The organism is Sphingomonas bacterium (genome assembly GCF_903644055.1).
Taxonomy (GTDB): Bacteria; Pseudomonadota; Alphaproteobacteria; order Sphingomonadales; family Sphingomonadaceae; genus Sphingomonas_I.
Genome location: NZ_CAHJXD010000218.1, coordinates 1 through 11,672, shown reverse-complemented (window position 1 = coordinate 11,672; position 11,672 = coordinate 1). Strand labels below are relative to the sequence as shown.

10 protein-coding genes are annotated in these 11,672 nt (G+C 67.2%); 5 read left to right on the top strand and 5 right to left on the bottom strand.

Annotated features, from left to right (window positions below; translation table 11 throughout):
• Positions 1-99 precede the first annotated feature (99 nt).
• From HUU94_RS09675 to HUU94_RS09665, 3 genes are all read right to left on the bottom strand, one after another.
• Positions 100-1,521: an APC family permease gene (locus HUU94_RS09675; RefSeq protein ID WP_174274879.1), complete on the bottom strand. Its 1,422-nt coding sequence runs from the start codon at positions 1,519-1,521 to the stop codon at positions 100-102.
• Positions 1,522-1,578: 57 nt separating this feature from the next.
• Positions 1,579-2,325, bottom strand: coding sequence for a triose-phosphate isomerase (tpiA, locus tag HUU94_RS09670; protein ID WP_174274878.1), 747 nt, complete (start codon positions 2,323-2,325; stop codon positions 1,579-1,581).
• 179 nt (positions 2,326-2,504) lie between these two features.
• The gene (locus HUU94_RS09665; RefSeq protein ID WP_174274877.1) at positions 2,505-4,607 is read right to left on the bottom strand and encodes an AsmA family protein; all 2,103 of its coding nucleotides are present in this window, start codon (positions 4,605-4,607) and stop codon (positions 2,505-2,507) included.
• Positions 4,608-4,786: 179 nt separating this feature from the next.
• Here HUU94_RS09665 and rpmI point away from each other — a divergent pair, with 179 nt between their 5' ends.
• Together rpmI and rplT are read left to right on the top strand one after the other, a co-directional pair.
• Complete coding sequence (gene rpmI, locus HUU94_RS09660; protein WP_174274876.1) at positions 4,787-4,990, top strand: 50S ribosomal protein L35; 204 nt, start codon at positions 4,787-4,789, stop codon at positions 4,988-4,990.
• A 13-nt stretch (positions 4,991-5,003) separates the two neighbouring features.
• Positions 5,004-5,381: a 50S ribosomal protein L20 gene (gene rplT, locus HUU94_RS09655; protein WP_174274875.1), complete on the top strand. Its 378-nt coding sequence runs from the start codon at positions 5,004-5,006 to the stop codon at positions 5,379-5,381.
• A 795-nt stretch (positions 5,382-6,176) separates the two neighbouring features.
• Here the strand turns inward: rplT and HUU94_RS09650 are convergent.
• Both HUU94_RS09650 and HUU94_RS09645 read right to left on the bottom strand, forming a co-directional pair.
• Entirely contained in the window at positions 6,177-6,563 is a 387-nt protein-coding gene (locus tag HUU94_RS09650) for a response regulator (RefSeq protein ID WP_174274874.1), read from the bottom strand.
• Positions 6,560-7,606, bottom strand: a complete 1,047-nt coding sequence (locus HUU94_RS09645; RefSeq protein WP_174274873.1) for an HWE histidine kinase domain-containing protein — start codon at positions 7,604-7,606, stop codon at positions 6,560-6,562. Before HUU94_RS09645 ends, HUU94_RS09650 begins: the two co-directional genes overlap by 4 nt.
• Positions 7,607-7,943: 337 nt before the next feature.
• On the opposite strand from HUU94_RS09645, the gene HUU94_RS09640 reads away from it, so the two are divergent.
• From HUU94_RS09640 to pheT, 3 genes are all read left to right on the top strand, one after another.
• The gene (locus HUU94_RS09640) at positions 7,944-8,885 is read left to right on the top strand and encodes a diacylglycerol/lipid kinase family protein (RefSeq protein ID WP_174274872.1); all 942 of its coding nucleotides are present in this window, start codon (positions 7,944-7,946) and stop codon (positions 8,883-8,885) included.
• Positions 8,886-9,146: 261 nt separating this feature from the next.
• Positions 9,147-10,238 (top strand): phenylalanine--tRNA ligase subunit alpha, encoded by a 1,092-nt coding sequence (pheS, locus tag HUU94_RS09635; protein ID WP_174274871.1) that lies wholly within the window; start codon positions 9,147-9,149, stop codon positions 10,236-10,238.
• Positions 10,235-11,672 (top strand): phenylalanine--tRNA ligase subunit beta (gene pheT / locus HUU94_RS09630; protein ID WP_174274870.1); only part of this gene is annotated, 1,438 nt, incomplete at its 3' end. The genes pheS and pheT, both read left to right, overlap by 4 nt.

The window sequence follows — 11,672 nt, the reverse complement described above, 5'->3', positions numbered from 1 at the left end:
CCCGGCCTTGAGCCGGGGTCCCGCTTCTTCTTCAACGTCGGCAGGCAGCGGGACCCCGGCTCAAGGCCGGGGTGACGCTTCCTCTTTAACAGCACAGCCTCAAAGCCGTGCGGCGGCCGATCGGAGCGGCGAGCCTTGTTCGGACGGGGCTCCGGGATCGTGGACGATCCACGCGCCGCGCCGCCGCAGCACCAGCCGGTAATAAAGCACCGCGCCGATGATCTGCGCGCCCGTCGCGATCAGGCCGGGCCGCCCCTCCTCGATATCCAGCCAGTTGGTCCAGATGACATAGGCCAGCGCCGCCAGCGCGAAGAGGGGCGCGAGCGGATAGAGCGGCATCCGGTAGCGGCCGTGCGCGGTCCCGCCGGTCCGCCGCCCGACGATCGCCGCCAGGCTGATCGCCGCATAAGTGACGATCAGCCCGCCGCCGCTGAGGATCAGCAGGAATTTGAGGCTGATCAGGCAGGCGCCCATCCCCACCGCGCCGTTGGCGAGCGTCGCCACCCACGGGCTGTGCCAGCGCGGGTGGAGCATGGCGATCCAGCGATCGGCCCGCCCGCCCCAGACGCGATCGCGCCCGGTGCTGTAGAGGAAGCGCGCCGATCCCAGCACGATGACGATCGCCGCGTTGAGGATCGCGACCGCCACTCCGATCGCCACGGTTCCGGCGAGCAGGCGGCCGCCGAGCGTCGCGACGAAGCCGCCGAACGGATCCTCCGCGCGGAGCAGCGCGCCGAGATTGGGCGCGCCGATCAGCGCGGCGAGCGTCGGCAGCAGCTCGAACAGCAAGGCGCCGACAAAGGAGATCAGCACGACGCGCGCGATCCTGGCCGGCGCCTCGTGCATTTCCTCGCCGAAATAGACCGCCATGCCATAGCCGTTGAGCGCGAAGATCGCGACGGTGGTGGCGAGCCCGATCGCTGGCGTCGATGCAGGCACCAGCACCTGGCCGGCGGGCATCGCCGGATGCGCCAGCAGCGGCACCAGCGCGCGCGCCGGGTGGAGCAGCCCGAGCAGCATCACCAGCCCCAGCGCGAGCAGCTCGATCAGCAGGAAGGCTCCCGTCACCAGCGCGTTGATCCGGATGTTGAGCAATCCGCACAGGGTCGATCCCGCGACCACGAAGATCGCGGTCGGCACCTGCGGCAGGCCGGGGATCACGTCCGCCAGCACCGCGCTTACCCCCAGCCCGACCACCGGCGGGAAAAGCATGTTGTTGAACACGTTGACCACCAGCATCACGAAGCCCGGCAGCGGCCCTAGCGTGCGCGCGACCATGACATATTCGCCGCCCGCGATCGGAAAGGCCGACGAGAGCTCGGCATAGACATAAGCGGTGGCGAGGCAGACCAGCCCGGCGATCGCGAACGCCCACAAGGCGCCCGTCCCCGCGCCCAGCAACATTCCTGGCACGATGATGAACAGCGACGATGCGGGCGAGATCGCCGACAGCGTCAGGAACAGCATGCCGATCGTGCCGAGGCAGCGCGGCAACGGGCGGGGCATTGCGGCTGCCGTCATTTATGTGATCCGCTCACGCGGATGGCGGCACCGGCCCGATCCAGCTTCTGGATCGCATCAAGCTCCCGCCGCCGCCTCGATGATCGGCGCGAATTGCGCGGCGGTCAGGCTCGCGCCGCCGACCAGCGCGCCGTCGACGTCGGCGATCGCCATCAGCGCGGCGGCATTGTCGGGCTTGACCGATCCGCCGTAGAGGATGCGCACGCCGGCCCCTTCCTGCCCGAGGATCGCGAGCAATTTGGCGCGGATCAGCGCATGCATCTCCGCGACATCGTCCAGGGACGGCGTCCGCCCGGTGCCGATCGCCCACACCGGCTCATAGGCGACCACCAGTTGGGCGGCGGTCGCGGCGGGAGGGACCGAACCGTCGAGCTGCGCGCCGACGACGCTGCCCGCGCGGCCCTCGTCGCGCTCGCCTTCGGTCTCGCCGACGCAGACGATCGCGATCAGCCCGGCGGCGATCCCCGCCTCGGCCTTGGCCCGCACCTGCGCATCGTCCTCGCCATTGTCGGTGCGGCGCTCGCTGTGCCCGACGATCACGTAGCGCGCGCCGAGATCGGCGAGCATCGTCGCGGCGATGCAGCCGGTGTGTGCGCCCTTGGCGGCATGGTGGCAATCCTGCCCGCCGATCGCGACCTTCGACACCTGCTGCCCGGCGGCGGCGATCAGCGTGAACGGCGGGCAGATCGCGACGTCGATCCCGGCGGCCCCGGCGGCGGCGGCCTCGATCGCCGCGATCTCGCCGAGCGCGGCGCGCGTGCCGTTCATCTTCCAATTGCCCGCCACCAGCTTGCGCAACGCCATCGATCCGTCTCCTGCTCCGCCGTTCGATACAGAAACGGCGGCGGGCGGCAAGGCGGGGGAATGCGGGGGATGGCTGGCCTCCACCCCAGACCGTCATCCCAGCGAAAGCTGGGATCTCCGGAACAGGCGTTCTCCCCGGCCGCAGATATGCCGGCCCGCGCCGGCGAGCCGGCAAGCCGTCAGAAAATCCCCAATATCTTCTTGGGCTTCTTCTGCGCCTGGACGTCGGCGGTCTTGCCGCCGCCGATGTCCTTGCGGACATCGCCCTTGGCCGTCCGCTGCGCCGCGGCGTTCGCGCCCGCGAGCACCGGCCCGCACGCCGCCGCCTTGGCATCACCCGGATCCACGAAGGCGAGCAGCGCCGCCGGGGGGAAGGCGATGCCGAGCGCCACGCCGACGCCCGCGCGCGTCAGCAATTGCGGCGTGACGATCTGAATCGCGGGCTGCGCGAAATGGCCGCCGATGCCGACGGGCGACTGGCCGGAGAAGAGGCTGAGCTTCTTGGCGTCGGCGCGGAAGGCGAGGCTCATCGATTCGTCCTTGAACGAGAAGCCGCCCTTCGCGGTCATCACATTCTTGTCGGTATCGATCAGCACCGGATCGGCGGCGGCGATGCCGTCGCGCACGGTGAAGCCGATCAGCCCGCAATTGATCTGGACGGGCTTCTTGAGCTTGTCCTGCATCAGCTTCTGCACGAACACGCCGAGGTCGAATTCGGCGAGCTGGATATATTGCGTCCAGAACGTCCCCTTGGGCAGGATCACCGCGATCCGGCCGTTCGAGGTCGCCAGCGACGCGCGCACCGAATTGCCGGTGCCGTTCATCTTGATGCGCGCCCGGACCGATCCGGTGGTGCCCGCCTGGTTGACGCCGAAGCGCGCGAGCAAAGTGCCGAGCGGCGTGGTCGAGAGCCTGATGTCGTAATCGGTCGCCACCAGCGGCTGGCGCGCGTTGATCGATATGTCGGACGCGAGATGCCCGCCGGCGATATCGAAGTTGAGCGGCGACAGCTTGAGCAGCGAATTGTCGAGCGTAAGCCCGAGCAGGATGTTCGAGATCGGCACGAACGGCTGCTTGATCTGCGCGACCCGATATTTGACGTCGGCGTCGAACAGCTTGAGCGCATCGACGCGCAGCGGCGCATCGGGCAGGATGCGCGGATAGCCCGCGCTCTTGTGCTGCGTGGTCGCGGCGGCGCTCGGGCCCTTGGTGGCGAGCGCATTGGGATTGTAGCCGATGAACGGCCCGATATCGATCATGTCGACACGATGCGAGGCGAGATCGGCGGTCAGCTTCATCCGCTCGCCCGAATTGACCGGGGGCACCGACACGGTCAGAGATCCGGCGAGATCGCTGGTGCCGTAATTGCCCGACAACTTGGTGAAGCGATATTCGTTGCCGGCCTTGGTCAGGTGCGAGCGCAGCCGGTAGGCGCGCGTATCGGGCACCGCGACGCCGGCGAGATCGAACAGGTCGCGCAGATTCGCGCCGCGCACCGCGACCGCGAGATCGGCGCCCTCGATCACCGTCGCGCCGGGCAGCGTGCCCGAAACGTCGAGCCGGCTGCGCGCGGCGGCGGCGTGCAGCTCGAACTGGTTGCGCCCGCCCGCCATCACCTCGTTGGGCGAACTCTGGCTGCCCCACACCGTGAACGGCGTGCCGCGCGCGCTGCCCTTGCCCGAAAAGCCGATGTTGCTCGCGAAGCGGCTGTCCCTGGCGTTGATCGGATCGAACCGGATATCGGCTTCGATCCGCGTCGCCGGATCGCGGTAGCGCAGCGTCGTGCCCGATACCGCGGCGCGCCGGATCAGCGGCAATTTGAGCGGCGTGGTTCCCGAGAACGTCCAGGTGTTACGCTTGTGCTGCTTGTCCCACTCGAGGTCGGCGGCGCCGTCGGTCAGCGTGATCCAGTCGATATGCTGCTTGCCGAAGATCAGCGGGATCGTCTCGATCCGCGTGTCGATCAGCTTCGACTGGAAGAGGTTGGGCCTGGTCGCCCAGGCCGGGTTCGAAACAGTCAGCCCTTCGGCGAGGAACTTGATCGCGATCGGATCGAAATAAAGGTTGAAGTCGCCCGCCACCTTGACGTCGCGCTCGCTGTAGCTGCTCGCATAGCGCTCGAACGTATGCTTGAGGAAGCGTCCGCGCGTGACGAACAGCACCAGCCAGACGAGGAACAGCAGCCCGATGAGCGTCGCGAGCACCGCCGCGATGCTGGCGAGCGCGGTGTGGAGCGGGCGATGCGCGCGGCGCGCGGGGGCGGCGATCGTGGGTTCGGCCATTGCCCGCTTAACCCCCGCGCATCGAAGTCGGTTCCGTAACGGCTTTGCGCCGCGCCGCCCGGTTGCCAAATCGCGCAGCCTTGCCTATAGGCGCGCGCTTCCAGCGATATCGATGGATTGCCCGGCTAACATGGGCTGCCGTGGCCATCCGCATGCGTCGCTCTTGTGAGGAGACGAAAATGCCCAAGCTCAAGACGAAGAGCGGCGTCAAGAAACGCTTCAAGCTCACCGCCACCGGCAAGGTGAAGCATGGAGTCGCCGGCAAGCGCCACCGGCTGATCAGCCACAATGCCAAATATATCCGCCAGAACCGCCGGACCGATGTGCTCGCCGTGCCCGATACGGTGCGCGTCAAGCTCTGGGCCCCCTACGGCTTGAATTGAGGAGGGCTGATCGATGGCACGCGTAAAGAGGGGTGTCACCACCCACGCCAAGCACAAGCGCATCCTCGAGGATGCCAAGGGCTATTATGGCCGCCGCAAGAATACGATCCGCATCGCCCGCCAGGCGGTGGAGAAGGCCGGGCAATATGCCTATCGCGACCGCAAGGTTAAGAAGCGCAGCTTCCGCGGCCTGTGGATCCAGCGCATCAACGCCGCGGTCCGCACCGAGGGGCTGACCTACGGCGTGTTCATGCACGGCCTCAAGCTCGCCGGGGTCGACCTCGACCGCAAGATCCTCGCCGATCTCGCGATGAACGAGGCCGCGACGTTCAGCGCGATCGTCGCGCAGGCGAAGGCCGCCCTGCCCGAAGGAGCGCGGGTGGCGGCCTGAGGCTTCCCCCCTTATCGACCAGCGCGAAGGGCGCGGGCGGCGACGAGCCGCCCGCGCCTTTTTCGTTGGGGATGGGAAATGGCAGTCAGCGACCCGCCAGCGGTGCCATCCGGAGTCGAAGTCGAGCAAGTCTGCGCAGGATCATGATCCTCCCCTGAAAGGGGAGGTGGCAGCGCGCAGGGCTGACGGAGGGGTGTCGCCCTCTCGATAGCGTGTCACCTCTCCGTCTGGCTTTGCCAGCCACCTCCCCTGCCAGGGGAGGATCGCCTAGGTCTGCATTGTGGGCTGCATCCGAGCCTATTCTATCAGAAATTCGGCCGAGGATGCGCCTGATATCCCGAAAGCCACAGCGATCGTGGCCTTTGTGGCTTTCGTGGCCTTTGTGGCTTTCGCCCCAACGCCATAGCTCTGCCTCATTCAGGCGCAGCGACAATTTCCGTTAAGAAAGAGCGAGCGAATCAGATATGGTTCCATTAGCATGTATCTGATATGTTCCGCCCTGTCAAGATGCTTCTGCCCAGAATCGGTCATTGCGGTAGCGATCATCCGATCCCGAGAGTGGACATCTGGCGCGGCGTTCTGACGCCCGCGACTCTGCGGAAAAGCGTGGCGGGGAGGCGGTGTCGAAACCGACCGGTCGTGCGCCATGCCAACGATTGGGCTCCGCCACTTCTGGCAGCATATTCGAAACCCGGGCAGGAGGTCCGCATCCGCTGCCGCGCAGACTGAAAGCGACTGGCCGCAGTCATCGATCATGGCCGCAAGCAGGCGCAAGTGCGGCGGCCGGGGATGATGCTATGCCGCCGCCGGTAAAGGCTCGTCGGCTATCAGTTGTTCGAACACTGCCACCAAATCCGCGCGCACATATGGCTTCCTGAGGGTCGGCCGATCGTTAAAGTCTATGCGGTTTCCATGATCGCCATAGCCGGTCGAGAACGCGAACGGGATGCCGCGCCGCGTCAGCATATCTGCGACGGGATAGCTCTTTTCACCGCCCAAGTTGACGTCGATCATCGCCGCATCAAAACTTTGTCCAGCAAGCATTGCGAGGGCCTCGGCAACGCTGGCTGCGGCACAGATCGCGGAGCAGCCGAGTTCCTCCAGCGCCGTCTCTATTTGCATCAAGACGAGCATCTCATCCTCGACCACAAGAATCCGGCGACCAGCGAGAAGGGCAGTCATTCGTTCGCCTCCGTGGGGACCGGTATGTCGATCGTGCAAGCCACCCCGTGGCTGAGATATTCGAGCGTCACCTTGCCGCCGAGCTCATGCGCCAACCCGCGCTCGATGACCCATGATCCGAACCCCTTGTGCGTTGGCGGCGTCACCGGCGGTCCGTCGCGCTCCCGCCATCGCAGAACGAGCCGATCTTCCACCGCTGAAGACACCGTCCAGTCGATCGCGATTTTGCCCGCATCGTTCGAGAAGGCGCCGTATTTGACGGCGTTGGTGGCAAGCTCGTGTAGTGCGATCGCGACCGAGAGCGCGGTCTTGGGCGATAAATGTACATTGTCGCCGACGATCGTGAACCGCTCGCCGTGGCCCGCGACTACCTCGAACGGATGCAGGGCTGTATCGACCAGATCGTGAAGGCCTGCGCCCTCCCAATTGCTGTTAGTGAGCAGGTCGTGCGACCGCGATAGGGCAAGGATGCGCGACTCGATCGCTTCGCGGATTGCCTCCGGTTCGGCCGGGCGGCGTAGCGCCTGGGTGACGATCGACTGGACCGTCGATAACGTGTTTTTGACCCGATGATTAAGCTCGTCGATCAACATCTTACACCGGGCGTTATCTTGCCGGTGGTCGGTCAGGTCGGCGAACGACACGAAGTGCTGCACGACCGTACCGCTCTCGTCGCAAACCGGGCTGACGAACATCGACGCCCAGAATTCGCTACCGTTCTTGCGCTTATAATGAATCTCTGGGTCGCGGTCGCACTCTCCGCCGAAAGCCGCTTCGACGATCGGCATCGTTTCCGAGTCGACCCCCAAGGCAAGCAATGACTGGAAGCTTTTGGCGAGCACTTCCTCACGCGCGTAACCCGTCAGCTTTAGGAAGGCGTCGTTCGCGAAGATGACTGGATGGCCGGGCTCCACGTCAGTAAAGATCATCGGCATCCGGGTTTTTTGGGCAGCCACGACGAATGGGCCGAGTTCCTGGCGGAACGTGTCGACTGCTGCTTCGCTCTCCTTTTGAGCGTCTGATTTTGCCGTTACATCCGCCATTGCATTCCCAGGTCGGGTAAAGCTTACTCGCTCAGCCTCTATTCTCCTAAGGATAGTTTTCGGGCAGGCGGCGATGCGGTTTGTCGCGCGCGCCCGTTGTATCCGGCTCGCGCTTAAATTTGTCTATTGCCCTGGTTGGCCCATGCCAGGAACATCGCGACGCCTAAGGGCGATGTCACTGCCAAGTCATCCTGTGGCGGGCGCACAACCGAACGGTTGTGAAACCGCGACGGCAACTCCCCCCGCGTCCGAAAGCGGACCAAGAACCGACCACCTCCTTCCGGATATCGCGACGACATCGCAACCTGCCATCCACCCTGGACCGCATGGGTCGCGCATGCGTTACGACGGCGTGATGAACTCCCCGATCCCCGTCTTCGTCAACCGCTCCGGCGGTGCCGCGTCCAAGCTTGGCGATGCGCTGGAGGCCAAGCTGAGCGAGGCCTTCGCGGCGGCGGGGCTCGTCGCCAGGGTCCGTGCGATCGAGGGCCGCGACATCGCCGAGGCGGTCGGCAAGGCGGCCGGGCATGGCCTCGTCGCCGTCGGCGGCGGGGACGGGACGATCGGGTGCGCGGCGGGCGCCTTGGTGGATGCGGGGAGCGAGGCGGCGCTCGCGATCCTGCCGCTCGGCACGCGCAACCATCTCGCGGGCGAGCTCGGCATCCCCAGCGATCTCGCGCAGGTCGCCAGGCTGATCGCCGCCGGCCACACGCGGCGGATCGATCTCGGCCGCGTCAACGGCCGCGCCTTCGTCAACAACGCCTCGATCGGCTTCTATCCCGACATGGTCGAGAGCCGCGATGCGGCGCGCGCGCGGCGCGGCCTGCCCAAATGGCTCGCCAACCTTCCCGCCGCCTGGGTGGTGCTCGGCCGCGCGCGCCACCATCGCCTGCGGCTGCGGCTGGAGGGCGACGACAAGATGGTGCGCACGCCGATGCTGTTCGTCGGCAACAACCGCTACGAGCTGACGCTGGGCAGGGTCGGCAGGCGCGCGGCGCTGGATGACGGCAAGCTCTCGGTCTATGCGGTCGAGCGCGGCACCCCGCTCCGGCTGGCGGCGCTCGCCGCGCGCGCGATGATCGGCCGCGCCGATCCCGAGCGCGATTTCGCCGCGCTCGCCGATGTCGCCGCGTTCGAGGTCGAGGCGCATGCCCGATCGATCCGCGTCGCGATCGACGGCGAGGTGGTGCGGCTCAAAAGCCCGCTCCGTTTCGAGGTGCAGGCCAAGGCGCTGAAGGTGATCGGGCCGCCACAAGACGACGTCAAAACGACCGGCTGAGCGTTTGTTTGGAAACTCGCGGAAGAGCGAGTTTCAGGCGGCACCGGCCCGCACCCCCACCCGAGGGCACCCCGCAAAGTATTACTTTGCGGGGACCCCACGACCTCCCAATCAGGATACTCTGTGGGAGGTCGGGTGGGGGAGCGGGCCGGGGCCGCCAACGCGCCAAAGGCGCGTTTCAAACGGGGCTCTCAGCACCCATGCTCTTGCGCTCGGCGACCGGCCGGTGCCAAAGGGCGGCCGACCCCACGGACCGGATAGATGATCGAGATCGGGCACCTGCGCGACCCACTGCTGTCGGACATTTCCCGCGCGGACCTGCCCGCGCTGGAGGCGATCCGCGTGCGTGCGCTCGGCAAATCGGGATCGATCACCGCCTTGCTCAAGACGCTCGGCGGCCTGTCGCCGGAGGAAAGGCAGGAGAAGGCGCCCGCCATCCAGCGCCTGCGCGCCGACGTCGCCGAGGCGATCGAGGCGCGCAGGGCGCTGCTCGATGCCGCCGCGCTCGATGCCCGGCTCGCCGCCGAGAAGTTCGACATGACGCTGCCCGTGGCGCCCGCCCCGCAAGGCAGCGTCCACCCGGTCAGCCAGGTGCTGGACGAGCTAGCCGAAATCTTCGCCGACCTGGGCTTCGCGGTCGCGACCGGGCCGGAGATCGAGGACGACTGGCACAATTTCACCGCGCTCAACATCCCCGAGACGCATCCCGCGCGCGCGATGCACGACACTTTCTATTTCCCCGACGTGGATGCCGAGGGCCGGCGGATGCTGCTCCGCACGCACACCTCGCCCGTCCAGATCCGCACGATGACCGCATCGCCGCCGCCGATCCGCATCATCGCGCCGGGCCGCGTCTATCGTTCGGACAGCGATGCCACGCACACGCCGATGTTCCACCAGATCGAGGGGCTGGTGATCGATCGCGGCATCCATCTCGGCCATCTGCGCTGGACGCTGGAGACCTTCCTCAAGGCCTTCTTCGAGCGCGAGGATATCGTGCTGCGGCTGCGCCCCTCCTATTTCCCCTTCACCGAGCCTTCGGTGGAGGTCGACGTCGGCTTCTCGATCGAAAAGGGGCGGCGCGTGATCGGCGGCGACCCCGAAGGTCCGAACGGCGGCTGGATGGAGGTGCTCGGCTCGGGCATGGTCCACCCCAAGGTGATCGCCGCGTGCGGGCTCGATCCCGCCGAATGGCAGGGCTTCGCATTCGGCACCGGCGTCGATCGGCTGGCGATGCTCAAATATGGCATGGACGATCTGCGCGCCTTCTTCGACGGCGATCTGCGCTGGCTGCGGCACTACGGCTTCCGCGCGCTCGACGTGCCGACGCTGTCGGGCGGGGTCGGCGCATGAAGTTCGCCTTGTCCTGGCTCGGGGAGCATCTCGAGACCGAGGCGGGGCTCGACGCGATCGTCGATGCGCTCACCCGCATCGGGCTGGAGGTCGAGGGGGTCGCCGATCCCGCCGCCAAGCTCGGGAGCTTCACGATCGCTCGCGTGCTTACCGCAGAACCGCACCCGCAGGCGGACAAGTTGCAGGTGCTGTCGGTCGATACCGGCGCGGGCGAACCGCTCCAGGTCGTCTGCGGCGCGCCCAATGCGCGCGCCGGGCTGGTCGGCGTGTTCGGGGCGCCGGGGGCCTATGTCCCCGGTCTCGACGTCACGCTCAAGGTCGCGTCGATCCGGGGCGTCGAATCGCACGGCATGCTGTGTTCGCTCCGCGAGCTGGAACTTTCGGACGCGCATGACGGTATCGTCGAGCTGCCCGCCGACGCGCCGATCGGCGCGCTTTATGCCGATTGGGCGGGCCTGAGCGATCCGGTGATCGACGTCGCGATCACCCCTAACCGCCAGGATTGCATGGGCGTGCGCGGCATCGCGCGCGATCTCGCGGCGGCGGGGCTGGGATCGCTCAAGCCGCTCGACATCCCCGCGATCCGCAGCGAGCACGCAGCACCGATCGCCATCGCCACGCACGACACGGAAGGCTGCCCCGCCTTGTTCGGCCGCGCGGTGCAGGGCGTGACCAACGGCGCCTCGCCCGAATGGATGCGGCGGCGGCTAGTCGCGGCGGGCCAGCGCGCGATCTCGGCGCTGGTCGACATCACCAATTACGTCATGCTCGATCACGGCCGCCCGCTGCACGTCTATGATCTGGCGAAGCTCACGGGCGGGCTCGTCGCGCGCAAGGCTGCTGCGGGCGAGCAGCTCACAGCGCTCAACGGCAAGAGCTATGCGCTCGACGCCGAAATGACGGTGATCGCCGACGATGCCCACGTCCACGACATCGGGGGCATCATGGGCGGCGCCGCGTCGGGCGTCTCCGAGACGACCACCGACGTGCTGATCGAATGCGCTTACTTCACGCCCGCGACGATCGCGCGCACCGGCCAGAAGCTCGGCCTGACCAGCGATGCGCGCGCGCGCTTCGAACGCGGGGTCGATCCCGGCTTCCTGCGCGACGGGCTGGCGATCGCGACGCGGCTGGTGCTCGACATCTGCGGCGGCGATGCCTGCGAGGCGATCGAGGCGGGCGATCCGCCGACCGCGCGGACGACGTTCCGCTATGATCCCGCCGCGACGCGCGCGATCGCGGGTATCGACGTCGCCGCCGATCGCCAGCGCGCGATCCTCGCCGCGCTGGGCTTCGGGGTGGACGGCGGCTGGACGGTCAGCGTGCCGAGCTGGCGGCGCGACGTCGAGGGCATCGCCGATATCGTCGAGGAGATCGTGCGCATCGAGGGGCTCGACAAGGTCGCCTCGGTGGCGCTGCCCCGCCCCGACGGCG